We start from the raw sequence: 26764 nt of genomic DNA, 5'->3' as shown, positions 1-26764 counted from the left end.
CCGTTTTGGCTATAAAAGAAAAAGATGAGGAAAAAGATTTGATTTCAAAAACGATGCATTCCGTTTTACAGGCATTGTCCAGTGGAAATATTGAAGTAGAGTCTTCACGCCGGCTGGCAGATCTGAAAAAATTAGATGCCCTGGCTATCTTTTTAAAGAAACTGGATACAAAGATCTATAATGGGGAGTATGAGGTTCCGGTGCGTCTGTATTTTCCTACTGAGGAAGCCATGCATCTGGAGCCGGATCAACGCAGTCATTTTTCTGTACTGCTGTTTTTCCATGGCGGAGGATGGGTAACAGAGAGTGTTGCCACATATAACAGAGTTTGTGCCAGAATGGCGCAGGCTACCGGCTGTATTGTAGCATCGGTGGAATACCGGCTGGCGCCGGAATACCGCTTTCCTACAGCATTGGATGACTGCTACGCAGCGGCAAAGGCATTGTACACGAATCACAGTATTTTGAAGATTCACCCGGATCAGATTACGATTATGGGGGATTCCGCAGGGGGCAATCTGACAGCAGCGGTATGTCTGAAGGCAAGAGATACCGGAGACTTTACTCCGAAACGTCAGATCTTGATCTATCCGGCGCTGTATAACTGCTATACAGAGCAATCCCCATATCCTTCTGTACAGGAGAACGGTACAGAGTATCTTCTGACAGCAGTAAAGATGGAAGATTATCTGAAGTTGTATGAGAGCTGTCCACAGGACCGGCAGAATCCATATTTTGCGCCGCTCCTGGCCGAGGATTTTTCACATCTCCCGAAGACATTGATTTTGACAGCACAGCTGGATCCCCTGCGGGATGAGGGAGAGGACTATGCGAAAAAACTGCAGGCAGCAGGAAATGACGTAGAACTGCACCGGATCGAGAATGCCTTTCATGGATTTTTTGCTCTGGGAATTCGTTTTCTGCATGTGCGGGAGAGCTTTACGTACATCAATGCATTTCTGAAGGGAAGCGAAGAATAATGGAGACAGGCTATTCAAGATGGAGAAAGCTGGATAACGCAGCGCTGGCATTTCCACTGGTGACCGGAAAGCACGACACCAGAGTGTTTCGGTTTTACTGTGAATGTAAAGAACCGGTAGATCCTGAGATCCTGCAGAAAGCACTGGATGAGACTATGAAGAAATATCCATTGTTTCAGGCAGTGCTGCGAAAGGGGCTGTTCTGGTTTTATCTGGAGCGAAGAGAGATTAAATCTGTGGTAACAGAAGAAAAAAAGCCGCCATGTAGCAGGCTCTATATACCGGATAAAAAAACACTGCTTTTTGAAGTAACCTATTATAAGAATAGGATTAATTTTGAAGTTTATCATGCATTGACAGACGGAACCGGTGCGATGCACTTTTTGCAGGAACTGGTGCAGAATTATCTGATCCGAAAGCACCCGGAAGCACATCTTTCTAGAATGGAGTCTGGAGAAGAGAGTACGCCATGGGATCAGGAGGAAGACAGCTTTTCCCAGTATTATTCATTACCAGAGGGAAAAAGCGAGAAGAAGCCGACAGCTGTCAGATTAAAAGGAGAAAAACTTCCTCACGAAGAGATGCAGATTACGGAACTGAATATTCCGGTGAAAGAGATCCATGCAAAGGCAAAATCCTATGGTGTATCCATCACGGTATTTCTGGCGGCTGTGATGCTGTGTGCAATTGGAGAAGAGATCCCGAGAAGCCGGCAGAAAAAGCCTGTGACACTGATGGTGCCGGTGAACCTGCGTAATTATTTCCCATCTCAGTCCATGGCGAATTTCTTTGGCTGGATTGAAGTAGGCTATACCTTTGAGGCGAATACCACGCTAAAGGACGTGGTGAATCATGTGAAAGAACAGTTTGGAAAAGAACTGATCAGGGAAAATGTGGCACGTCATATGAATGGGTATGTCAGATTGGAAAAAAATCCGTTTGTACGTGCAGTACCACTGGAAATAAAAAAATATTTTCTGATGATAGGGGCGTCCCTCGGCAGTCGCAGCATTACTGCAGTATATTCCAATATCGGGATTTTACGTTTTCCACCTGGCTATGAAGCGTATATCGAACATTTTGGCATTTTTGCCAGTACCGATATTTTACAGCTCTGTTCCTGTTCTTATCAGGATCAGATGCTGCTTGGTTTTACTTCCAAGCTGCCAAATGATAATATACAACGGAATTTTCAGAGGATTTTAAAAGAAGAATCCGTTGGATTTCGGGAAGAAAAACAGGATTTCCCTGGAAGAAATGAGCAACAGGAGAAAGAGGAAAGGCAGATCTTTCGGATCTTTAGCTTCCTGTGTATTGCAGCAGCAGTCATCTGTGCTGTATCGGACTATCTGTTCACCGGAGCATTAAACTGGTTTGGGTTCGCAGTGGCAGGGATCGCCTGCACCTGGCTTTTGGTGGCAGTCGCCTACAGCAAGCGGCGGAATATTTTGAAAAATGAAATGTGGCAGCTGCTTTTGATAACCATATTGGCCATAGTGTGGGATCGTTATACCGGCTGGATGGGATGGTCTCTGGATTTTGTACTGCCAATTGGAGCGTTAGGCGTGCTTTGTTCTATGACAGTGATCGCAAAGGTACAGCACCTGGAACGGGAGGAATATCTGTTTTATCTGATTCAGGCAGCGATGGCAGGATGTATTCCGATTGTGCTGGTATGGCTGAATCTGATTCGATTTGTGTATCTATCGGTGATTTGCAGTGGTATCAGTTTTCTGGTACTGACAGGTCTTATGATTTTTCAGAAAAAAGATACTTTCCGGGAATTTCATAAAAAGCTGAGGATGTAGACAAAAAAGGGATGAAATTCCGCCGGATCTGTGCTACAATGACAAAAGGAAATCACATTTCCCAATCAGGCCTGTGATATGCAGGTGTCGATGACAGGAGTAGTAAAATGAGTCAGGCAAAAGTAGATAAATACAAGCAGGAAAAAGCAAACAGACAGAAGATTATGCGCAAGGAGAAAAGAGAACGTCTTGCATGGAAGATTGGCGGATATGTAGTATGTGCACTGGTAGTCTGCTGGATCGGTTTTTCCGTGTATGGTAAGGTACATGTACCAGTAGCAAAAAGCTATGAGGTATCCACAGGCGCCATTGATGATTATCTGAATGGACTGAATGAAGAAGAATAAGATAAAAGGGACAGGCGGGGAGCAGTTTCCCCGCTTTTTATCGTTGCGCGCATGAATTTCCATGCGCCTGGACCGAACACAGGGGGAAATATGGAATTTGAATATGAAGTAAAAGATGGGGAAATACTGCTGAAGCGTATATACGGCAGTGAAGAACGTGTGGCAGTTCCGGCACAGATCGAAGGACTGCCGGTGACGGCACTGGCTCCGTATATCTTTTCCCAGGCCAGGAGGGAACCAGATCAGAAAGCGGCGATCTGTGGCAATCAGGTGAAAGAGATCCTTCTTCCGGATTCCATACGGGAGATTGGCGGCTATGCATTTTATGGATGTTATTATTTGGAGGCACTGACCATCACTCACCGTACCCGAGATATTGCAGGAGGCGCATTTACCGGATGCCATCATCTGAAAAAACTTACTTTTCGAATGGATCAGGCGGAGGGATATTGCATGAAAGATGTACTCAGTGAAGTGCATCATGAGCTGAAAGCAAGTATGGTTTATAAGGATCGAATATGCACGTTGTTGTTTCCGGAATATTATGAAGAGGCAGTGGAAAATACACCGGCACGTATGCTGGAGACGCAGTTTCACGGTTCTGGATACAGTTATCGTCAGTGTTTTCAGGATGGAGTATTCCAGTTTGGAGAATATGACCGGCTTTTTCAGGAAGCACAGAATCTGGAAAGCGAGGACTTTTGTATTGAACTGGCGGTGACCAGATTGATGGAGAAAGAACAACTTTCCAGAGATGCAGAAGGAGTCTATCAGTCTTACCTTATGGAGCACCGTATGTCAGCTGCGGGATGGTGTATCGAGTTCGAACAGAATGAGATTCTGGAATTCCTGACCGGATTTATTGACTGGCGAGAAGAGGAACTGTCTGATCTGATAGAAGAAGCCAATCAGAAGGGACGACTGGAAATCCAGAGCTTTCTGATGGATTACAAGCATCAGCATTTTGGAAAGAAAAAGAAGACATTTGATCTGTAAGAGGAGAAAAATGGAAGATATATTTGAAAAGGAAAAAGAATTTGCACGGAGAATGGAATCTGTGGGACGACATATTCTGTTTACCGCGCGAAATGAATTATATCTGCATATGCGATTCCTGGATGTGGCGTTGTCCTCTCTGGATTATGCCATGGACAGTACGGTAGATACCGTGGCTACAGACGGAAATGTGATTTATTATAATGCAAGATATCTGGGGAGTTATTACAGGGATGACAGAAAGCGGGTGAACCGTGCGTATCTGCATATGGTGTTACACTGTCTGTTCTGCCATGTCTTTACACCGCCCAAAGAGGATACGGTATATTGGAATCTGGCATGTGATATTGCCATGGAATCCATCATTGACGGTATGCAGATACGTTGTGTGACGGTGCCCATTTCCTGGCTGAGAGAGAGCACCTATAAAGAACTGCGAAAAAAACTGAAGGTGCTGACAGCGGAAGGCATCTATCATGTATTGACTACAGAACTGCCGGGGGAAAAGAAGCTGCAGCAGCTGCTACGGGAATTTACAGTAGATGATCATCGTTACTGGGTGAATCACCAGAATCAGCAGCCAAAGACTGAGCAGCAGCGTGACAAATGGAAGGATGTTCGTGAGAAGATGGAGATGGATCTGAACTCCTTTTCCAAAGAAGCAGTGGATGCGGAAGGGAATCTGCGGGATCAGCTGAAAGTGGCGAACCGGGAGACTATCGATTACCGGACATTTTTGCGTAAGTTTGCGGTGCTTCGGGAAGAGATGCAGATCGATCCGGATAACTTTGATTATATTTTTTACAGTTATGGATTGTCCATGTATGGCAATATGCCACTGATTGAACCACAGGAATCCAGAGAGGTGATGAAAGTGGAAGAGTTTGCCATTGTCATTGATACTTCTATGTCCTGTTCTGGAGATCTGGTGAAGGCCTTCCTGGAAGAAACTTATAGCATTTTAAAAGAGCAGGAAAGCTTCTTTCGAAAGATCCATATTCATATCATTCAGTGTGATGAAAAAGTACAGGCGGATGTGAAGATTACTTCTGAGGAAGAATTAAAAGACTACATGGAGCATTTTGAAGTGGCAGGCGGTGGCGGTACGGATTTTCGACCGGCGTTTACTTACGTGGAAGAACTGTGCAGAAAAAAAGAGTTTTCCAATCTGAAGGGACTATTGTATTTTACGGATGGATTCGGTATGTATCCGAGGCGGATGCCACCATTTCAGACAGCTTTTGTCTTCATGGATGAAGAACAGTCTCAGACAGATGTACCGCCGTGGGCAATGAAAATCGTTCTCAGAAGTGAGATGTTATCTCACTCCTGAGAAGCCTCCAGCAAGAATGGCGTTGCATTCTTGAAATTGAGAAATGTTAGAAAAAGCTGCCATGAAGCAAAAAATCATAGAGGAGTCGGATTATGAATATCAAGAGAGCAAAAGAAGAGATCGAACATTCGATCCATGCATATTTGAGCAAAAATGAATATGGAGAGTACCGTATACCGGCGATTCGTCAGAGACCGCTGCTGCTGATCGGACCTCCTGGAATCGGGAAAACCCAGATCATGGAGCAGGTGGCAAGGGAATGTAAGGTAGCACTGGTGTCTTATACCATCACGCATCATACCAGACAGAGTGCGGTAGGCCTGCCGTTTATCCGGGAAAAGGAATTTGGTGGTAAGACCTATTCCGTAACGGAATATACTATGAGTGAGATTATCGCATCGGTTTATGAGAAGATTGAGCAGACAGGCTTAAAAGAAGGGATTCTTTTTATTGATGAGATTAACTGTGTATCCGAGACGCTGGCTCCGACTATGCTGCAGTTCCTGCAGTGTAAGACCTTTGGTAATCAGAAGGTGCCGGAAGGCTGGGTAATCGTGGCGGCAGGAAATCCACCAGAATACAACCGCTCGGTGCGGGAATTCGATGTAGTGACGCTGGACCGTATCAAGAAGATCGATGTGGAAGCCGATTTTTCTGTCTGGAAGGAATATGCATATCAGGCAGGGGTTCATCAGGCAGTGATCTCTTATCTGGAATTGAAGAAAGAGAACTTCTATCGAGTAGAGACGACGGTAGATGGTAAGATGTTTGCCACCGCCCGTGGATGGGAGGATTTGTCCCAGATGATCGGCGTCTATGAAGATCTGGGACTTCCGATGGATCGAGAGGTAGTCTATCAGTATATTCAGCACTGGAAGATAGCAAAGGATTTTGCCAATTATCTGGAGCTGTATTACAAGTACCAGAAGGACTATAAGGTAGAAGAGATCCTGCAGGGCCATATTACAGAAGAAGCATGCGATAAGATCCGAAGAGCGGCCTTTGATGAAAAACTCAGTGTCATTGGCCTGTTGATCGCAAGACTCCATGAATATTTCCGTAAATCTTCTGAGGTGGATACGCTGGTGACAGAATTATATGAGGAAATGAAGCAGGTAAAGGGTCGGATGGAGACGGAACAGGTATCCAGCATTTTGGAAGACCTGTGCCTGCAGTATGAGGCAGAAACGGAGCAGCTGAAAAAGGCAGAACAGCTGGATAAAGACAGCCTGCACAGGAGAATGCAGATTCAGCAGAGACTGGAATCATACCGGGATGAAGTGAAGACAGCACACCTCGACGGTAAGGAAGCCTTTGCATGCATCAGGGAAAAATTCGCGGCGGAGACACAGCAGAGAGAACAGATCATCGATGCTACCGATCAGATGCTGAATTATGCGTTCGACTTTATGGAAAGGACCTTTGGAGACAGCCAGGAAATGGTTATTTTCCTGACAGAATTAAATACCGACTACTATGCAGTCTGGTATGTGGATCAGAACGGCTGCGATCGCTACTATCAGTATAACAAGAGTTTGCTGTTCAGCGAACGCCAGAAGGGAATTATGCAGGAATTGAATGAGATTGAAGAGATGATAGAGTAGGGGTTGAGATTGTGTTTTTAGATAGGGTATGTTACACTTTACTTATTCCGAACAGGTAGCAGAAAGGTATATTTGTGAGAGCGGGAAGGCGGCAATATGGGAATTTATTTAAATCCGGGAAGTGCAGGATTTCGAGAGAGTATTCAGTCACAGATTTATGTAGATAAAACAGGAATGATTGAAAAAGTAAATATTGTATTGGGTACACGACAAAAATATGTCTGTGTAAGCCGTCCACGTCGCTTTGGAAAATCGATGGCGGCTGATATGCTGGCTGCATATTATGGCTGCGAAGAAGATACAGATCTGCTGTTTCAGCCATTTAAAATCAGTAACAGCCCGCAATACCGCAGCCATTTAAATCAGCATGAGGTACTGAAAATTAATGTGCAGGAGTTTTTGAGCCTGTCACATGATGTGGAAGAAATGCTGAAATTGCTGCAGAAAAGGCTCCTTCGAGAATTAAAGAAGAAATATAAGGAGATTGTGCCTGAAGAGGAAAATAATCTGATATTTGCTATGCAGGACATTTATGCAGAAACACAACGTTCTTTTGTGATTCTGATTGATGAGTGGGATTGTCTGTTTCGAGAGTATGAAAATGAGCAGTCGGCACAGAAAAAGTATCTGGATTTTCTGCGTGCGTGGTTGAAGGATAAAGAGTACGTTGGACTTGCATATATGACAGGAATTTTACCGATAAAGAAATATGGTTCGCATTCTGCGCTAAATATGTTTACGGAATATTCCATGACCAATCCGCGTGAAATGACGGAGTATTTCGGCTTCACCGAGGATGAAGTAAATGAGCTTTGTCAGAAATATCAGAGAAGTTTTGAAGAGGCGAAAGCCTGGTATGATGGATATGATCTGATCACAGTGGAAGGAATCAGTCAGAAAAAATATTCGATGTACAGTCCGAAATCAGTTGTTGAGGCTATGTTAAGCGGCATATATGATAATTACTGGAATCAGACGGAAAGCTATGAAGCACTGAAAGTCTATATTCAGATGAATTATGAGGGACTGAAGGATGATATCGTACGTATGCTGGCTGGTGATCGTGTTCGGATCAATATCGGAACATTTGGAAATGACATGACATCATTCAAGGTAAAAGATGATGTACTGACACTGCTGGTACATCTGGGGTATCTGAGTTATCATTGGACAGATAAGACTGTGACCATTCCAAATAAAGAAGTGGCACAGGAATATGTGAACGCGATCAGTACATTATCATGGAGTGAAGTAATTCGATCAATAGATCATTCAAAAACATTGCTGGAAGCATTATGGAATCAGGAGGAAAAGGTAGTAGCAGAAGGAATTGAACGTGCGCATGAGGAGATTTCCATTCTGAGCTACCATGATGAAAATTCATTGAGCTGTACAGTTATGCTGGCATTTTATTCTGCAAGGGAATATTATCATATAGTTCGGGAATTACCGACAGGAAAAGGATTTGCAGACATTTGTATGATACCGCGAAAAAAATATACACAAAAACCTGCAGTCGTGATTGAACTGAAATGGGATAAAAGCGCACAAGGCGCAATTCGACAGATCAAAGAAAAGAATTATCCGGCAGTTTTGGAAGAGTACCATGGAAATCTGCTGTTGGCAGGAATCAATTATAATAAGAAAAACAAGATCCATACCTGTCAGATAGAAAAGATGCAGAAAAAATAATAACAAAAGTAAAAAGAAAGGTTCAGAATCCTGAAATTCAGGAAACTGAACTTTTTTTATTTTTCTGGTAACTTTTTGAAAAAAGATACGACTTATAGAGTAGGAGATGATAAAATCAGATTACAAGAAATCATACTTGTAATCGGACAAGCAGAGGGAAAAGGTGGAAGATGATAAATATGAGTGGGGAGAGAGGTTCATTCCACCCGCAGAAGAAAATTATGGCTGGAAAGAAGTGGGAGAACCGTTTCGCATTCAGATAGATTCAGGAGAATAATTCAGAGAGGAATGGATGCTCAGAATTTGATGCTGTTCGTTGGAGTGGTATATATCATTTATATTTGTATTTCGGCACAGAAAAACAAAACGATAAAAAGAATAAGAATATTGTAACAAACTCTGTCTTGATGTGTTATATCTATAGAAGAACCAAAGAGGAGGGAGCTGGCAGAAGATCTGATGCAGGATGTATTCTTAAAAGCGCTTCTCTCTCTTTCAGATTCTCATACCAACATACGAGCCTGGCTTTATAAAGTAGCCAGAAATACCTGTTTGAATGAATTACGAAAACGAAACCGGGAGACAGAACTGGATGAGCAACTGGCAGTGTCTGATAAGACCATTTTTGGAAATGTCATACAGAATGAGCAGAAAAAGCAACTGTATCGGGCAATGATGAAGCTGCCGGACAGACAGAGGGAGATACTGGAATTGTTTTATTTTTCAGAAATGAGCATCAAAGAGATTGCAGCAGTTCTGTCATTGACATCTGAAAATGTACGGGTGCTGGCATATCGGGCGAAAAAGCAGCTGCGAAATGAGATGGAGGGCGATGGATATGAGTTATAGAGAAAAGATAGAACGATATAAGAAGCATCAGCTGACGGAAGAAGAAACAAAAGAAGTAGAAGCAGAGATTGAAAAGACCGAAGCTATCAGTGATTATCTGGCAGATCGGCTGATGGATGATCTGGAGGAGGAGTTTTTCAGTAAAGACAGTGGTGAACAGACAGATGCAAAAGAGAAGATGGAGCAGAACACCGCCTCAGCAAAAGAGTTTGAAGCCTATGTAAAGAAATCCATTCACAGAAGCTTTCGAAGAATGGGAATGGCGGTAGGTGGAGTCGTGCTGGCAGTAGTTCTTTTTATACAGTTTGGCATGTCACCACTGATGTCTTCGCTTTACTATAATCCGGCGAAAACCGAGATATTGGAGACGAGGTCGGGAGATATTACTTATCAAACTTCCTACTCTCAGATCGAGGTGGATTTTCATGTATATGCAGAACTGAGCCTTCCGTGCAAAGTCTGTGATAATGTACAGGCACTTTCCAATGGATATGGAAACTATCAGATTCTAATATCTCCAGTCATCAGTTTTGGAACGAAGCGGGGAACTACTACAGCCGGACAGATTCGAAAGGGCAAACTGGAGCTGTATAATCCAGATTATCTTCAGGGGGGCCCAGCAAATTATTTTGTGGGATACGGGCTGAACCGGGATCGGGATTTTGTATCTCAGATGAAAGAAAATGTGATCGAAGAAGATGGAGAATTGACGATTTATAATCGATGGTTTTACGGAACATTGGAGGACGGAAAGGCAGCTATTGATGAACTGGAAGATGATCATACCATGTATCAGGCTTATGTGTCCTTTGACCGTCCAAAGACATTTACAGAAGTAAATGAGATCATGGATTCCCTGAAAGAACAGGATGTCTGGCCATCACTTGTCTGGGTCGCTGTGTATGGCAGTGAGGATGGGGGAGAAGTGGTTGGATATGCCTGTGATGCGCCACAGGCACTGGCACCGGTAGCATGGAATGAAAAATATCCGGAATTGACCTTATATGAAAAGGATGGATATGATGATGCAGATTATGAGAAGGCAGAGCAGAAGCTGCAGGATGAATCGGTGATGACCCAGCATCTGGTCAGCATGCTGCGGTATATGGGAGACCAGCACAAATTCATCAATATGATGGAGGAATATACAAGTAGCATATTTGACAAGAGTATAGCGGATTATATCGAGGAGAATGGTATCAGCTCTTATGGATTTGTCTGCATAGCGACAAAAGCAGATATGCTGAAGATGCTGGAGATGGATGATATCATAGGAATTGTGCCGGAAAGCTGGAATTAAATGAGTATGTAATAGAAAATCCCGGGTGCGTCAAACACCCGGGATTGTTTTATGGCATTGAATTTTAGTATTCTTCCCCAACAACATGTACGTTGATCAGATTAGTAGTTCCAGGACGACCAAGAGGAACACCTGCGGTAATAACTGCCACATCACCTTCTTTTAACAGACCGGCACGAACAGCTTCATCAATGGAGTGTTCGAACAGTTCGAAGGTATCCTGTTCTTCTTTTGTCTGAATTGGAATGACACCCCAGCAAAGGCTCAGCTGGCGACATACATGTGGATGTGTGGCACATCCGATGATCGGGCTGTCCGGACGGAATTTGGCGATCATCTGAGCGGTACTTCCTGATTTGGTAACGCTTACAATGGCGGCTGCATTTAAGTCATGAGCAGTGGAACAGGTGGCATAGGAAATGGCTTCTGTTACATTGTCTTGATTGGATGCAGTAGACCGGTGATTAAATCGATTGACATAATTGATGGAACGTTCGGTTCTTTCAGCAATACGTACCATAGTCTGCAGGGTTTCTACCGGATATTTGCCGGCAGCAGTTTCTCCAGAAAGCATAATGGCACTGGTTCCATCGAAGATTGCATTGGCTACATCAGTAGTCTCAGCTCTGGTAGGACGTGGATTATTTATCATGGAATCCAGCATCTGCGTCGCTGTGATGACAATTTTGCCTGCGAACATGGCCTTTTTAATCAGACTTTTCTGGATAACAGGAAGATCCTCCAAAGGAATCTCCACTCCCATATCGCCACGGGCTACCATGATACCATCAGCAACTTTCAGAATTTCATCGATATTATCTACTCCTTCTTTGTTCTCAATCTTTGCAATGATGCGGATTGTATCGCAGTTTTCCTCTTCCAGAATTTTGCGAATTTCCAGAATATCACTGGCAGTTCTTGTGAAAGAAGCAGCAATAAAGTCATAGCCCATTTTAATACCGAAAAGGATATCATCATGATCTTTTGGGCTGATAAACGGCATGGTCAGAGATACGTTTGGAACATTCACACCTTTATGGTTGGATACAGGACCTGGATTTTCTACGGTACAGACAATGTCTGTATCAGTGATTTCTTTGACGGTCAGCCCGATCAGACCATCGTCGATCAGAATACTGTCACCCGGCTTCACATCGTGAAGCAGATTGGTATAGGTGATGGCAACTGCAGAAGCGTCACCTTCGATATCACGGGTAGTAAGAGAAAATGTCTGGCCTTTTTCCAGAATGACTTTCCCTTCTTTAAAATCTTTCAGACGGATTTCAGGACCCTTGGTGTCCAGAAGTGCGGCAATCGGTTTTTTTGCCTTATTTCTGGCATGCTTCAGTTCCAGAAACCGTTTTTTCTGTTCCTCGTGATCTCCGTGAGAAAAGTTAAATCTTGCAACATCCATACCAGACTCAATTAATGCTTCCAGAATGCCTGGTTTGTCAGTAGATGGACCAAGAGTACAGATGATTTTTGTTTTTTTCATAATTGTGTCCTCGCTTTCTTATATCATAAACTTATATATAGCCTCTGCCACTCCATCATGATTGTTGTCATGTTCGGTAATATAAGTAGCATAGGTATGCATATGAGAATCAGCATTTTTCATCACGACACTGACCGGAGTGGTCTGCAGCATGGAGATATCATTGTCAGCATCTCCGGCAGAAATGGTATGCTCCAGTGGAATCTGAAGCTGCTCGCATAACCGCAGGATAGCATTTCCTTTGGAAATGCCTGGTGCAATGATCTCCAGCAGGGAGTCGCAGGAAAAGTAACCATCGATTTTTCCCTGTGCCCAGCCGCTGATATCTTTCTGAAACTGAATCAGTGGTTCATGGTGCTGATAATCGACTGCCAGAACCTTGTAAGGATCCGTGGTAAGTGCCTCGCGAATGGATGGAACAATCTTATAATCCATACTGGTATTGCGGCAGTATTCGTACAGATCTTCATTTTCAGTCTCTGTCACTACCTGTGTATCATCATAGGTCTGAATATGAATGCCATGGCTGTGAGCTGCTTCAAAAAGGTGGCAGACATACTCCATTGGGATAGTCTGAGAGAACACTACTTTTTGCTCATAACTGTCATAGATACAGGCACCATTAAATGCAATGATATAACATCCGGGCATGGTGAGACCAAGAGTCTCAGCCTGCTTCTTTGCACTGGCCAGAGCCCGGCCGGTGGAGATCACCACTTTATGTCCAAGATCCAGTGCCTGACGGATCGCAGCCAGATTGCCTTCTGAGATCTGCTTCTGATCATTTAGCAGTGTGCCGTCCAGATCCGTAAACAGAATTTTTGTTTCAGTCTTCATAGTATTTCCTTCTTTCGCGTAATGTATCTAAAATAGAATGAGGAATGTCCAGGTGTCCGTACCCACAGCCAAGATCGAGCCCCGGCTTATTATCCCCGTGAAAATCAGAACCGCCGGAAATACAAAGATCCAATTCAGCAGCCAGATCACGAATATAGGCTTCTTCACTGACAGAATAGGTAGAATAGATAGCCTCGATTCCCATCAGACCCATTTTTTTCAGAGAAACGATCAGCTGACGAAGCTTTTCATCGGTGAAATGGTACAGAATTGGGTGTGCAAGAATCGGGATCCCTCCAGTGGAGCAGATCAGCTGTACGGCATCCGCAGGTGTCACTTTTTCCCGTTCGATATAATAAGGGCATCCAGGACTTAAGAAGCGGTCAAAAGCTTCTGACATCTGGGATACATAGCCGGCTTCCATAAGGAACCGGGCAATATGTGCACGGGTCAGAACAGTATCTCCAAAGCGCCTTTGCAGCAGTTCCAGAGAAATGATCATGCCATCTTTCCGCATCTTTTCTATCATACGGAGATTGCGTGTCTCCCGGGAATGAAGAAACTGATGCAGCCGGTTCGAAAAATCCGGATGAGCTGGATCGATATCCAGCCCTACAATATGGACATCACTTCCCTGATAAACGGTAGAAAATTCAATTCCACGGATGACTTCCAGAGAGGTGCCTGCAGCAGCAGACATTGCTTCGTTCAGACCGGCCACGCTGTCGTGATCCGTCAGGGCAAAAGCAGCCAGACCCCTGGAAATGGCATAGTGTACCAGCTGAGTTGGTGTGAAAGTGCCATCGGAAGCAGTGGAATGGACATGCAGATCAATGGATGTATGTGTCATAAATGCCTCCAGATAAATATAAGATGCTGATTGGATTATAAACGAAATGGAAGGCAAATACAAGTAATTAAAAAATTGACAAAGTAAGGTCCAAACGGTACCATAGAAGCAGAAGAAACTGTTGGGTGATCAGGGGGAGAAAAGTGAAAAAAAGCGGCTGGACCATGCGAAAAGCAATCATGGTATTTTGTGTTGGCTGTGTCATGGCAGCTCTTCTTATGCAGACGTTTCTGTTTCAACAGTCATTGAAGAGACAGATCCGTACGGAGAGCATTGCGGATAATGAAAATACACTGACATTCATGCTTACCTTTACCATTGTCATCTTCGTAGTGGCTTATCTTGCATTTACTTACACAGGACTGGGATCCAGACTGAAAGCAATCGGAGCAGGAGAGACCGCAGCAAGATTTGCAGGTATCCGTGTAGACCGCACCAAGATGCTGATCTACATGACAGCAGGATGTATTACCGGACTGGCAGCATTCATCAACTCTGTCAAAGTAGGTTCTGTAACATCTACAGCAGGTAATCAGCTGGAGACACAGATTATGATCGCACTGGTACTTGGCGGAATGCCGGTAAATGGTGGTGCGAAAGTGCGGTTCTATAACATCATTTTTGGTGTTATGACCTACAAAGTACTTTCCGGTGGTCTGGTTATGCTGATGATCCCGACACAGCTGCAGCAGCTGATCCTTGGAATCATCTTCCTGATCGAAGTAGCACTGTTCAGTGACAGAAAGACCGGAATGATTGTGAAGTAAAATTAAAAAGGATCTAAAATAGAAATGGATCTTAAAGACCCCATATCTTGGTACGAATTAGTACCTGGAATGAGGCCTTTTTTGAAGATTCTTTTCCATAGAAGAAATTTACCTGGAAAAACCGGTAAACAGCCACGAGTTCAGCGTGATTTTTGTTTTCCGGGGTCGAGCTTGTACTGCCAATCGGGTATATGACCACGGATTCAGCGAGATTTTGCTTTTCCGGGGTCGAGCTTGTATTGCCAATCGGGTATATGACCACGGATTCAGCGTGGTTTTGCCTTTCCGGTGTAGGGTTAGTCATGGGAATTTGATTAGTACCTCTGGTATAATTAAAAAATAAAGTCAGTCAAAATAAAAAAATTAAAAAAAGGTGTTGACATTTAGAAGATAACATTGTATTATATGCAAGTACGGTTCGTTGGTCAAGCGGTTAAGACGCCGCCCTCTCACGGCGGAAACAGGGGTTCGATTCCCCTACGAACTGCTCACAAAATAGAAAGCTCTCCTTAAGAGATTAAGGGGAGCTTTTTTTGACACAGTAGGATTGTATTGAGAAATGGAGCATTGGTATGGCAAAGAAGAAGACTTATGATGCAGCAAGTATATCCGTATTGGAAGGACTGGAGGCAGTCCGGAAGAGACCTGGTATGTACATCGGAAGTGTTTCCAGAAAAGGTCTGAACCATCTGGTGTATGAGATCGTGGATAATGCGGTGGATGAACATCTGGCAGGGGAATGTGACCGGATCCAGGTGTATCTGGAAAAGGATGGTTCCGCCACAGTCATCGATAATGGCCGGGGTATTCCGGTTGGCATGCATGAGAAGGGAATGCCTGCAGAGCGTCTGGTATTTACCACACTCCATGCGGGAGGAAAATTCGATAACAGCAATTATAAGACCAGTGGCGGCCTGCACGGCGTAGGTTCTTCGGTGGTGAATGCGCTGTCTGTTTATCTGGATGTGAAGATCAGTCGGGAAGGATATGTGCACCATGACCGGTTTGAACGGGGAGTTCCGACCATTGATCTGGTGAATGGACTTCTCCCTACACTGGGAAAGACCAAAGAGACCGGAACCTGCATTAATTTCTTACCGGATCCGGAGATTTTCGAAAAGACGTATTTCTCTGCAGATGAGATCAAAAGCCGTCTTCATGAGACGGCTTATCTGAATCCTGCTCTGACCATCATCTTTGAAGACAGAAGACAGGCAGAGCTGGATCATGAAGAATTTCATGAATCAGATGGCATTCTGGGATTTGTGAAGGATCTGAATAAGAATAAAGAACTGGTAAATGAAGAACCAGTGTATTTCAAGGGAGAAAGTGACGGGATTACTGTGGAATGTGCTATTCAGTATGTGAATGAGTTCCATGAGAATGTGCTGGGCTTCTGTAACAATATTTACAACGCAGAGGGTGGTACTCACCTGACCGGTTTCAAGACGGCATTTACCGGTATCATGAATACCTATGCCAGAGAACTTGGTATCCTGAAAGAAAAAGATGTGAACTTTACCGGAGCGGATATTCGAAATGGTATGACAGCGGTGGTATCCATTAAGCATCCGGCGCCACGGTTTGAAGGTCAGACGAAGACCAAGCTGGATAATCAAGATGCTTCTAAAGCTGTGGCCAAGGTAGTCAGTGATGAAGCGGTACTGTATTTTGACCGTAACCTGGAAGTACTGAAGCAGGTCTTAAGCTGTGCAGAGCGTGCTGCCAAGATTCGTAAGACTGAAGAAAAAGCCAAGACGAATATGCTGACGAAGCAGAAGTATTCCTTTGATTCCAATGGTAAGCTGGCGAACTGTGAAAGCAGAAAGCCGGAACTGTGTGAGATCTTTATCGTAGAGGGAGATTCGGCGGGCGGTTCAGCCAAGATGGCAAGAAATCGAAATTATCAGGCAATCATGCCGATCCGGGGAAAGATTCTGAACGTGGAGAAAGCCAGCATCGATAAAGTATTGGCCAATGCTGAAATTAAGACCATGATCAATGCATTTGGATGTGGATTTTCAGAAGGATACGGCAATGACTTTGATATTACAAAGCTGCGTTATGACAAGATTATTATTATGGCCGATGCGGATGTGGATGGCGCCCATATCAGCACTCTGCTTTTGACATTATTCTATCGTTTTATGCCGGAACTGATCTTTGAAGGCCATGTCTATATTGCCATGCCACCTCTTTATAAGGCTATGCCGGCCAGAGGAAAAGAAGAATATCTCTATGATGATAAAGCACTGGAAAAGTATAGAAAGACACATAAGAATTTTACTCTTCAGCGATACAAAGGTCTGGGTGAAATGGATGCAGAACAGCTGTGGGAGACGACACTGAATCCAGAGACCAGAATTCTGAAACGGGTGGAGATCGAGGATGCTCGTATGGCTTCCAGCGTAACGGAGATGCTGATGGGGTCAGAAGTTCCGCCAAGAAGAGCCTTCATCTATGAACATGCACAGGATGCAGAACTGGATATCTGATAAAGTATAGATAACTTACACGAATTTGCAAAGAAAGAGGTAGTGTGAATATATGGAGAGAACAGGAGAACAGATCATTCGTACCGAATATTCGGAAGTGATGCAGAAGTCTTACATCGACTATGCCATGAGTGTTATCATATCCAGAGCACTTCCGGATGTCCGGGATGGATTAAAACCGGTACAGAGAAGAACTCTGTATGATATGTATGAATTGGGTATCCGCTATGATCGGCCTTATCGAAAAAGTGCCCGTATTGTGGGAGATACTATGGGTAAGTATCATCCTCATGGTGACAGCTCGATTTATGACGCACTGGTGGTGATGGCACAGGAATTCAAAAAAGGACTGCCTTTGGTAGACGGACATGGTAACTTCGGTTCCATCGAAGGAGACGGGGCAGCGGCTATGCGATATACGGAGGCCAGACTGCAGAAGATCACCCAGGAGGCATTCCTGGGTGACCTGGACAAAAACGTAGTGAAGTTTCTGCCGAACTTTGATGAGACGGAAAAAGAACCGGAGGTGCTTCCGGTACGTCTGCCGAATCTTCTGGTCAATGGATCAGATGGTATTGCGGTTGGTATGGTGACCAGCATTCCGCCTCACAATCTGGGAGAAGTGATCGATGCGGTGATTGCCACGATCAAAAATGGCGACATTACCACAAAAGAACTGATGAAATATATCCAGGGACCGGATTTCCCGACCGGAGGACTGGTAGTCAATAAAGATGACCTGCTGGAGATATATGAAACAGGAACCGGCAAGATTCGTCTGCGTGGAAAAGTGGAAGTGGAACAGACGAAGGGCGGAAAAGAGAATCTGGTCATTACGGAGATCCCGTACACCATGATGGGAGCGAATATTGGCAAGTTCTTAAATGATATTGCGAATCTGGTAGAGTCAAAAAAGACCACAGATATCACAGATATTTCCAACCAGTCTTCCAAAGACGGTATCCGTATTGTACTGGAGCTGCGCAAGAATGCGGATGTGAAGAATCTGATCAATATGCTCTATAAAAAGACCAGGCTGGAAGATACCTTTGGAGTGAATATGCTGGCGGTGGCAGAAGGCAGACCGGAGACTTTGAGTCTGAAGCGGATTATTGAGCATCATATTGATTTTCAGTTTGAAGTCAATACAAGAAAATACCAGACTTTATTAGATAAAGAACTGCACAGGAAAGAGATTCAGGAAGGTCTGATCAAGGCCTGTGATGTGATTGATCTGATTATCGAGATCCTGCGAGGCAGCAAGAGCCAGCAGCAGGTAAAGGACTGCCTGGTACTGGGCGTGATAGATGGAATCAAGTTCAAGTCCAGAGCATCCAGGAAGCAGGCAGAGCAGCTGAAGTTTACAGAAGCCCAGGCGGCAGCAATTCTGGAAATGCGCCTGTATAAGCTGATCGGACTGGAGATCGAGGCACTGCAGAAGGAATACGAGATCACACTGGAACATATTGAGACCTATCAGGATCTGTTGAATAACTATGATTCCATGGCGAACCTGATTGTAAAAGAATTAAAAGCAATCAAGAAGGAATATGGCAGAGAGCGCCGGACGGTAGTGGAGAATGGCGAAGAAGCTGTTTACGAAGAAAAGAAAGCAGAAGCCATGGAAGTGGTATTCCTCATGGATCGTTTCGGCTATGCCAGAACCGTGGATCCGGCTGTTTATGAGAGAAATAAAGAAGCAGCGGATGCAGAAAGCAAGTATGTGCTGTTCTGCATGAATACGGATAAGCTTTGTGTCATGACCGATACGGGAAGTCAGCATCTGTTAAAAGTCATGGATGTGCCATATGGCAAGTTCCGTGATAAGGGCAAGCCGATTGATAATATCTGTAATTATGATGGTAAGACGGAACGAATTATTTTTGTAGATACTCTGCAGAAAGTAAGAATGTCAGTACTGATTTTTGTTACGGAAAAGGGAATGATCAAGCAGGTAGAGGGTACGGAATTTGACGTAGCCAAACGTACCATTGCAGCAACGAAGCTGGGAGAAGAAGATAAAGTAGTATCGATCGCAGCTTTGGGAGAAGCGCAGACCTGTGTATTTCGCAGCCATCAGGGTATGTGCCTGCGAATTGCCATCAGTGAGATACCACAGAAGAAGAAAGCGGCGATTGGCGTTCGCGGTATGAAACTGGACGGAGAGGACCGAATTGAAGAGGTATACTATCCGGACAGTGAAAAGGATAAAGTCATTTACTATAAAGAAAAAGAAGTACATCTGGATAAGTTAAAGATCGCAGGTCGCGATACGAAAGGAACGAGGATCCGAGTATGAATTTACTGACCATAGAACATCTGACGAAAGCGTATACGGAACGAAAGCTGTTTGATGATACAGATTTCAGTATTCAGGAAGGAGACAAGATCGGAATCATTGGCATCAATGGAACCGGCAAGTCTACGTTGCTGAAGATTCTTGCCGGACAGGAAGAACCGGATGTGGGGAAGGTGACAAAAGGAAACAAGGTACAGATTCGCTTTCTGACACAGCAGCAGACTTTCCCAGAGCATATGACAGCGCTGGAGGCAGTGATGGAAGGCAATCAGAATGAATGGAATGCCTGGACGCTGGAAAGTGATGCGAAAACCATGCTGAACCAGCTGAAGGTACCGAACTTTGACCAGCCAATGAGTGAACTGTCCGGCGGACAGAAAAAGCGTGTGGCACTGGCACAGGTATTGTTATCTGAAGCGGATATCCTGATTCTGGATGAGCCGACCAACCATCTGGATAATGCCATGTCTGAATGGCTGGAAGATTATCTGACGAATTCCAAAAGTGCGGTGGTGATGGTTACTCATGATCGTTATTTTCTGGACCGGGTATCCAACCGGATCGTGGAACTGGATAAGGGGAAGATTTATACTTATCCGGGAAATTATTCAGAATTCATTCGTCTGAAAGAGGCGAGGCAGAATATCGAGATTGCATCAGAGCGGAAGCGCCAGAGTATGCTTCGTACCGAACTGGAATGGCTGGCCAGAGGTGCCAGAGCCAGATCTACCAAGCAGAAGGCCCATATTCAGCGTATTGAAGAGATGCAGGCACAAAAAGGGCCAGTGGAGGATTCTGTCATCGAGATGAGTTCTGTCAGCACCAGAATGGGACGAAAGACCATTGAACTGGAGAACGTGTCAATGGCCTACGGCGACCGGGTGCTGTTCCGGGACTACAGCTATATTTTCCTGAAAAATGACCGCATCGGCATCATAGGAGAAAACGGATGTGGAAAAAGTACTCTGTTGAAAATTATCGTAGGAGAAGAACAGCCGAAAGAAGGAACAGTCACGATCGGTGATACTGTGAAAATCGGCTATTTTTCCCAGGACAGCCGAAAAATGGATGAGAATATGCGCGTGATCGATTATGTCAAAGAAGTGGGAGAATATATCACCACTACAGAAGGCAAGATCACGGCGGCTATGATGCTGGAACGATTTTTATTTGATGGTAATATGCAGTATAGTCTGATTGGAAAATTATCCGGCGGGGAACGCAGAAGACTGCAGCTGCTCCGTGTATTGATGAGTGCTCCGAATGTACTGATTCTGGATGAGCCGACAAACGATCTGGATATTCAGACTCTGACAATTCTGGAAGATTATCTGGATCATTTTGATGGCATTGTGATTACGGTATCCCATGACCGTTATTTCCTTGACCGGATTGTGCGACGGATCTTTGCCTTTGAAGAAAATGGGCATATCCGGCAATATGAAGGTGGTTACAGCGATTATCTGATTGCCTTTGAACGACGCTATGGTCAGGAGCCTGGTGGATGGAAGAACACATCAGTTCAGAAAAAAGCAGACACCCTTTCGGTCAGAGAACAGAAAAATGCAGGAAGAAAGCAGCCATCGAAGTTAAAGTTCAGCTACAAAGAACAGCGGGAATTTGAGACGATTGAGAGTGATATCGAAGAACTGGAAACGAAAATTGCTGATCTGGAAGCAGAGATGATGGCCAATGCCAGCAGCTACGGAAAGCTGTCAGATCTGACAAAAGAAAAAGAAGAGACAGAGGCACTTCTGGAACAGAAAATGGAGCGCTGGGAGTATCTGACAGAGCTTGCTGAGAAAATTGAGGCACAAAAAAGCTGAAAAACTCTTGTTTTTTTGAAAAAAGCGTGTTATGATAACAACGATATATGTAACTGACGTGAATGAGTGGACGAAAAGTTCACTCATTCTTTTATGTTTCAGTTGAAAAATAAAGGAGGAGAGACAGGTCGAATGACAAAACGAGAAGAATATGAACAGAAGACAGAAGAGATTCTGCAGCCAATCGTGGATGCCAACGGATTTGAACTGGTAGATGTGGAGTATGTGAAAGAAGGCGGTACCTGGTACCTGAGAGCATATATCGATAAGCCGGGTGGAATTACCGTAGATGACTGTGAACTGGTAAGCAGAGCAGCAAATGATATTCTGGATGAGAAGGATTTTGTAGAAGATTCTTATGTATTCGAGGTAAGCTCTCCTGGTCTTGGAAGACCGCTGAAGAAAGAAAAAGACTTCGCCAGAAGTATCGGGGAAGAGGTGGAGATCCGCACTTTCCGCCCGATTAACAGACAGAAAGAATTTATCGGCATACTGGAAGCATACGATAAAGAAACCGTAACCATTGAGCTTGAAGAGGAAGAAAAGATGCAGATCAACCGGTCTGACATAGCGTTGATCCGGCTCGCATTTGATTTTTAAGGAGGAATGAGGAAAATGAACAGCGAATTAATCGAAGCATTGGATATTCTGGAGAAAGAAAAAAATATCAGCAAAAGCACTTTACTGGAAGCGATTTTACAGTCTCTGCTTCAGGCATGTAAGAACCATTTCGGAAAAGCAGACAACGTAAAAGTAACCATCAATCCGGAAACCGGAGATTTCACTGTTATGGCTGCCAAGACAGTAGTAGAAGAGGTAGAAGATCCGGTAACGGAGATCAGTCTGACAGATGCAAAGATGAAAGACTCCAAGTATGAGCTGGGTGATATCGTAAATGTAGAGATCAAATCCAAAGAATTCGGACGTATTGCTACTCAGAATGCAAAAAATGTGATTCTGCAGAAGATCCGTGAAGAAGAGAGAAAGGTACTGTACAATGAATACTACAGCAAAGAAAGAGAAGTAGTAACCGGTATTGTGCAGAGATATCTGGGAAGAAATGTCAGCATCAATCTTGGTAAAGTAGATGCTATTTTAAATGAAAACGAAATGGTTAAAGGTGAGACATTCAAGCCAAACGAGAGAGTAAAAGTCTATGTACTGGAAGTAAAAGATACACCAAAGGGACCGAAGATCCTGGTATCCAGAACCCATCCGGAACTGGTAAAACGTTTATTTGAGAACGAAGTAACCGAAGTAAGAGATGGTACAGTAGAGATCAAATGCATTTCCAGAGAAGCTGGCAACAGAACCAAGATGGCAGTATGGTCTAATGATCCAGATGTAGATCCGGTAGGAGCGTGTGTTGGTGTAAACGGTGCCAGAGTCAATGCAATTGTGGATGAACTCAAAGGTGAGAAGATCGATATCATTAACTGGGATGAGAATCCTGCAATTCTGATCGAGAATGCATTAAGTCCTGCAAAAGTTATCTACGTTGCAGCAGATAATGATGAGAAGACAGCCAAGGTAGTAGTTCCTGATTATCAGTTATCTCTTGCAATCGGTAAGGAAGGACAGAACGCGAGACTGGCAGCAAGACTGACCGGCTTCAAGATTGATATCAAGAGTGAGACACAGGCTATCGAGGCAGGCGATTTCGAAGCATATGATGAAGATGAGTATTACGAAGACGGATACGATGAATACTATGAAGAAGAACCGACTGCTGACGCAGAAGCTCCGGCAGAATCATCAGAAGAATAAGGCAGGAGTGAGTATATGAGTCAGGCAAGAAAAATCCCTATGCGCAAATGCATCGGGTGTCAGGAAATGAAGAGCAAAAAAGAGATGCTGCGCGTCATCCGGACACCGGAGGAAGAACTTGTGATTGACACAACAGGACGTAAGAACGGACGGGGAGCATATCTTTGCAAACAGTCCGCCTGTTTTGAAAAAGCGTGTAAAAATAAGGGACTGGAACGTTCACTGAAGATGAATATTCCGGCGGAAATATATGAAAGTTTGAAGAAGGAGATCGAGCAGATTGAAGCAGAATAGAGTACTCTCTCTCGTAGGTTTGGCAACGAAGGCCGGTAAAACCGTGAGCGGTGAGTTTTCTACAGAAAAAGCTGTGAAGACTGGAACTGCATATCTCGTCATTGTTTCAGATGAGGCCTCTGATAATACAAAAAAGAAGTTCAGGAATATGTGCGATTATTATCAGGTTCCCGTATATTTTTACGGTACGAAGACAGAACTGGGGGGAGCTATGGGAAAAGAATTCCGAGCATCCATGGCAGTGACCGATCAGGGTCTTTCCGATGCAATCAGAAAGCAGTTAACATTGGCTAACGGAGGTAGTGAGTATGTCAAAAATAAGAGTATATGAATTAGCAAAAGAATTAGGTAGAGATAATAAAGAAATCATCAACTGTCTGACAGCAAACGGCATTGAAGTAAAGAGTCATATGAGTGTGCTGGAAGAGGATCAGATACAGACGGTAAAACGTCAGGTACCGGTAAAAGAGGTTGTAAGAAAGCCGGCTGCAGAAGCAGCACCTGCAGCAGAAGCTGCAAAGACAGGGGAAGCACCGAAGAAAAAGAATATTTCCAGAGTCTTCCATTCTCAGAACAGCCGTACCGGAATTCAGAGACCATCCGGTATGCGTACACAGGGACAGCGTCCGGCAGCAGGCAGCAGACCTGCTGGACAGCGCCCGGCAGCGGCACCACAGAATCGTCCGGCAGCTGCAAAGCCAGCTCAGACAGAGGTAAAGCCGGAAGCACCGGTACAGAATACAGAAAAAACTGTAGCTGCTGCAAATGCAGTGAAACCGGCGGTACAGGCTTCTGCAGCTAAGGTGGCAGTACCAAAAGCAGAAAGTCAGACAAAGCCAGCAGAACCGGCAAAAGCAGAGAATACCAGAAATGAAGAGACCTCCAGAGGGGATCGTCAGAACTTCAGAAACAACAACAATAATAACCGCGGCGGTCAGGGAAGAAACTTTGGAGACAGAGATAATAACCGTGGAGGTCAGGGAAGATCTTTCGGAGACAGAGATAACAACCGTGGAGGCCAGGGAAGAAGCTTTGGAGACAGAGACAATAATCGTGGAGGCCAGGGAAGATATTTCGGAGACAGAGATAATAACCGCGGCGGTCAGGGAAGAAGCTTTGGAGACAGAGACAACCGTGGTCAGGGAAGAACTTTTGGTGATAAAGACGGAAGAGACAGCAGAGATAACAGAGGACAGGGACGCAGCCAGGGAAGAAACGGTGGCGGACGTGCCATGGCTCAGCCAGAGATCGCAAGCAAGCCGGTAACCAAAGAGTCCCGTATCCGTGCAGAAAAAGAAAAATATAACAAGCATGACAAGTTCGACAGAGAAGAGAAGGGACAGGGACGTTCCGGACAGAAGAATAATCCTCAGAAGAATGAAAAGAAAGCAGGAAGATTCATCAAACCGGTAAAACCAGTAGAAAAACCGGTAGAAAAGAAAGAAGATGAAATCAGAACCGTAACACTGCCAGACAGTATGACCATTCGTGAACTGGCAGATATTCTGAAGATTCAGGCAGCAGCTATTGTGAAGAAGCTGTTCCTGCAGGGAACTATGGTAACCGTAAATCATGAGATTGACTATGAAACTGCAGAAGAGATCGCACTGGAATACAACTGTATTGCAGAGCATGAAGTGAAAGTAGACGTCATAGAAGAACTGTTAAAAGAAGAGGATGATCCAGAAGATACACTGGTAAGCAGACCGCCTGTTGTCTGTGTTATGGGTCACGTTGACCATGGTAAAACATCTATTCTGGATGCCATCCGCCATACCCATGTAATTTCCAGAGAGGCCGGTGGTATTACACAGCACATTGGTGCTTACATGGTTGAGGTAAACGGACAGAAGATTACTTTCCTGGATACCCCTGGACATGAAGCATTCACCGCTATGCGTATGCGTGGTGCCAATGCAACGGATATTGCAATCCTGGTTGTAGCAGCCGATGATGGTGTAATGCCACAGACCATCGAAGCAATCAGCCATGCAAAGGCAGCAGGTGTTGAAGTGATCGTTGCCATCAACAAGATTGATAAGCCGGCAGCGAACATCGACAGAGTAAAACAGGAACTGGCAGAACATGAACTGGTTCCGGAAGACTGGGGTGGAAATATCGTATGTGTACCAGTATCTGCTCATACCCATGAAGGTCTGGATACACTGCTGGAAATGGTTCTTCTGACTGCTGAAGTAGCGGAACTGAAGGCCAATCCAAAGAGAAAAGCAAGAGGTCTGGTCATTGAGGCTGAACTGGATAAAGGTAAAGGTCCGGTTGCTACCGTGCTGGTACAGAAAGGTACTCTCCATGTAGGAGATATCGTGGCAGCAGGCGCAAGCTATGGTAAGGTTCGTGCTATGATGGACGACAGAGGAAAACGTGTCAAAGAAGCAACACCATCTACACCAGTAGAGATTCTCGGACTTTCCGATGTACCAAATGCAGGAGAAGTATTCGTTGTATGCGAAAATGAAAAAGCGGCAAGAAGTTTCTCAGAGACATTCATCAGCCAGAGCAAAGAAAAGCTTCTGGAAGAGACCAAGTCCAAAATGTCTCTGGATGATCTGTTTACACAGATTCAGGCTGGTAACTTAAAAGAACTGAACCTGATTGTAAAAGCCGATGTACAGGGATCCGTAGAAGCGGTAAAACAGAGCTTGGTAAAACTCAGCAATGAAGAAGTAGCAGTAAAAGTGATCCATGCAGCAGCAGGTGCCATCAATGAATCCGATGTCAGCCTGGCAGCAGCATCCAATGCAATTATCATTGGATTTAACACACGTATTGATTCCGGTGCCAAGGCAACCGCAGAGCGTGAAAATGTAGACGTGAGACTGTACCGTGTCATCTACGATGCAATCAACGATGTAGAAGCGGCTATGAAGGGTATGTTAGATCCGGTATTTGAAGAAAAAGTTATCGGTCATGCAGAAGTGCGTCAGACATTCAAGGCATCTGGTGTTGGTACCATTGCAGGTGCTTATGTACTGGATGGTGTATTCCAGAGAGGTTGTTCCTGCCGTATCACCAGAGACGGAGAACAGATCTTTGATGGAGCACTGGCATCTCTGAAGAGATTTAAAGATGATGTGAAAGAAGTAAAAACAGGATATGAATGTGGTCTTGTATTTGAAAAATTCAATGACATCAAGGAATTTGACCAGGTAGAGGCTTATACTATGGTAGAAGTACCACGATAGGAGCAGCCTGGGTACCTGGAGA

21 protein-coding genes, 1 tRNA gene and 2 pseudogenes are annotated in these 26764 nt (G+C 44.4%); 21 read left to right on the top strand and 3 right to left on the bottom strand.

Features of this window, described 5'->3' with window-relative positions; translation table 11 throughout:
• Window positions 1-53 precede the first annotated feature (53 nt).
• From OCV47_RS09075 to OCV47_RS09035, 9 genes are all read left to right on the top strand, one after another.
• A complete protein-coding gene (locus OCV47_RS09075; RefSeq protein WP_262654816.1) occupies window positions 54-980 on the top strand; it encodes an alpha/beta hydrolase in 927 nt (308 codons plus the stop codon).
• The gene (locus OCV47_RS09070; RefSeq protein ID WP_262654765.1) at window positions 980-2788 is read left to right on the top strand and encodes a DUF6320 domain-containing protein; all 1809 of its coding nucleotides are present in this window, start codon (window positions 980-982) and stop codon (window positions 2786-2788) included. Before OCV47_RS09075 ends, OCV47_RS09070 begins: the two co-directional genes overlap by 1 nt.
• A gap of 107 nt (window positions 2789-2895) precedes the next feature.
• Complete coding sequence (locus OCV47_RS09065) at window positions 2896-3135, top strand: hypothetical protein (protein ID WP_256299456.1); 240 nt, start codon at window positions 2896-2898, stop codon at window positions 3133-3135.
• A 90-nt stretch (window positions 3136-3225) separates the two neighbouring features.
• Window positions 3226-4131 carry a leucine-rich repeat protein gene (locus tag OCV47_RS09060; RefSeq protein ID WP_256299458.1) on the top strand — a complete coding sequence of 302 codons (906 nt, stop codon included), beginning with the start codon at window positions 3226-3228 and terminating at the stop codon, window positions 4129-4131.
• A gap of 10 nt (window positions 4132-4141) precedes the next feature.
• Window positions 4142-5464 carry a vWA domain-containing protein gene (locus tag OCV47_RS09055; RefSeq protein WP_262654764.1) on the top strand — a complete coding sequence of 441 codons (1323 nt, stop codon included), beginning with the start codon at window positions 4142-4144 and terminating at the stop codon, window positions 5462-5464.
• Window positions 5465-5556: 92 nt separating this feature from the next.
• Window positions 5557-7068, top strand: a complete 1512-nt coding sequence (locus OCV47_RS09050) for an ATP-binding protein (protein ID WP_262654763.1) — start codon at window positions 5557-5559, stop codon at window positions 7066-7068.
• A 96-nt stretch (window positions 7069-7164) separates the two neighbouring features.
• Entirely contained in the window at window positions 7165-8760 is a 1596-nt protein-coding gene (locus OCV47_RS09045; protein ID WP_262654762.1) for an ATP-binding protein, read from the top strand.
• Window positions 8761-9174: 414 nt separating this feature from the next.
• A complete protein-coding gene (locus OCV47_RS09040; RefSeq protein ID WP_317244244.1) occupies window positions 9175-9609 on the top strand; it encodes an RNA polymerase sigma factor in 435 nt (144 codons plus the stop codon).
• Window positions 9599-10909 carry an anti-sigma factor C-terminal domain-containing protein gene (locus OCV47_RS09035; RefSeq protein WP_262654761.1) on the top strand — a complete coding sequence of 437 codons (1311 nt, stop codon included), beginning with the start codon at window positions 9599-9601 and terminating at the stop codon, window positions 10907-10909. The genes OCV47_RS09040 and OCV47_RS09035 overlap by 11 nt, the downstream gene beginning before the upstream one ends.
• 64 nt (window positions 10910-10973) lie before the next feature.
• On the opposite strand, the gene pyk is transcribed toward OCV47_RS09035, so the two are convergent.
• From pyk to OCV47_RS09020, 3 genes are read right to left on the bottom strand one after another with little or no spacing between them, the layout of a single operon-like run.
• Complete coding sequence (pyk, locus tag OCV47_RS09030; protein ID WP_262654760.1) at window positions 10974-12404, bottom strand: pyruvate kinase; 1431 nt, start codon at window positions 12402-12404, stop codon at window positions 10974-10976.
• A gap of 18 nt (window positions 12405-12422) precedes the next feature.
• Window positions 12423-13241 (bottom strand): Cof-type HAD-IIB family hydrolase, encoded by an 819-nt coding sequence (locus tag OCV47_RS09025; protein ID WP_262654759.1) that lies wholly within the window; start codon window positions 13239-13241, stop codon window positions 12423-12425.
• Entirely contained in the window at window positions 13231-14091 is an 861-nt protein-coding gene (locus tag OCV47_RS09020; RefSeq protein WP_262654758.1) for a PHP domain-containing protein, read from the bottom strand. The genes OCV47_RS09025 and OCV47_RS09020 overlap by 11 nt, the downstream gene beginning before the upstream one ends.
• Window positions 14092-14234: 143 nt before the next feature.
• Here OCV47_RS09020 and OCV47_RS09015 point away from each other — a divergent pair, with 143 nt between their 5' ends.
• From OCV47_RS09015 to infB, 12 genes and pseudogenes are all read left to right on the top strand, one after another.
• Window positions 14235-14858, top strand: coding sequence for an ABC transporter permease subunit (locus OCV47_RS09015; RefSeq protein ID WP_262654757.1), 624 nt, complete (start codon window positions 14235-14237; stop codon window positions 14856-14858).
• A 415-nt stretch (window positions 14859-15273) separates the two neighbouring features.
• Window positions 15274-15345: transfer RNA gene (locus tag OCV47_RS09010), tRNA-Glu, on the top strand.
• 85 nt (window positions 15346-15430) lie between these two features.
• The gene (locus OCV47_RS09005; protein ID WP_262654756.1) at window positions 15431-17353 is read left to right on the top strand and encodes a DNA gyrase/topoisomerase IV subunit B; all 1923 of its coding nucleotides are present in this window, start codon (window positions 15431-15433) and stop codon (window positions 17351-17353) included.
• 52 nt (window positions 17354-17405) lie between these two features.
• The gene (locus OCV47_RS09000) at window positions 17406-19652 is read left to right on the top strand and encodes a DNA gyrase/topoisomerase IV subunit A (protein WP_262654755.1); all 2247 of its coding nucleotides are present in this window, start codon (window positions 17406-17408) and stop codon (window positions 19650-19652) included.
• Window positions 19649-20434, top strand: a pseudogene (locus OCV47_RS16190) (ATP-binding cassette domain-containing protein); the annotation flags it as partial. The gene OCV47_RS09000 and the pseudogene OCV47_RS16190, both read left to right, overlap by 4 nt.
• Before the next feature lie 81 nt (window positions 20435-20515).
• Window positions 20516-20932, top strand: a pseudogene (locus tag OCV47_RS16185) (ATP-binding cassette domain-containing protein); the annotation flags it as partial.
• A gap of 72 nt (window positions 20933-21004) precedes the next feature.
• On the top strand, window positions 21005-21478 hold the full coding sequence (locus OCV47_RS16180; RefSeq protein ID WP_416888012.1) for an ATP-binding cassette domain-containing protein: 474 nt from the start codon (window positions 21005-21007) through the stop codon (window positions 21476-21478).
• Between the two features lie 132 nt (window positions 21479-21610).
• Window positions 21611-22078, top strand: a complete 468-nt coding sequence (rimP, locus tag OCV47_RS08990) for a ribosome maturation factor RimP (RefSeq protein ID WP_117449389.1) — start codon at window positions 21611-21613, stop codon at window positions 22076-22078.
• A gap of 15 nt (window positions 22079-22093) precedes the next feature.
• Window positions 22094-23245: a transcription termination factor NusA gene (gene nusA, locus OCV47_RS08985; RefSeq protein WP_262654753.1), complete on the top strand. Its 1152-nt coding sequence runs from the start codon at window positions 22094-22096 to the stop codon at window positions 23243-23245.
• A gap of 15 nt (window positions 23246-23260) precedes the next feature.
• On the top strand, window positions 23261-23539 hold the full coding sequence (rnpM, locus tag OCV47_RS08980) for an RNase P modulator RnpM (RefSeq protein ID WP_117449387.1): 279 nt from the start codon (window positions 23261-23263) through the stop codon (window positions 23537-23539).
• A complete protein-coding gene (locus tag OCV47_RS08975) occupies window positions 23526-23870 on the top strand; it encodes a L7Ae/L30e/S12e/Gadd45 family ribosomal protein (RefSeq protein ID WP_117449386.1) in 345 nt (114 codons plus the stop codon). The genes rnpM and OCV47_RS08975 overlap by 14 nt, the downstream gene beginning before the upstream one ends.
• Window positions 23848-26742 (top strand): translation initiation factor IF-2, encoded by a 2895-nt coding sequence (gene infB, locus OCV47_RS08970; protein WP_262654752.1) that lies wholly within the window; start codon window positions 23848-23850, stop codon window positions 26740-26742. Before OCV47_RS08975 ends, infB begins: the two co-directional genes overlap by 23 nt.
• Window positions 26743-26764 lie beyond the last annotated feature (22 nt).

Origin of the sequence: Muricoprocola aceti, assembly GCF_025567005.1 — a bacterium.
GTDB classification, from domain to species: domain Bacteria; phylum Bacillota; class Clostridia; order Lachnospirales; family Lachnospiraceae; genus Marvinbryantia; species Marvinbryantia aceti.
Note: the sequence above shows the minus strand (reverse complement) of the source record. Positions and strands in the feature narration are given on the sequence as shown.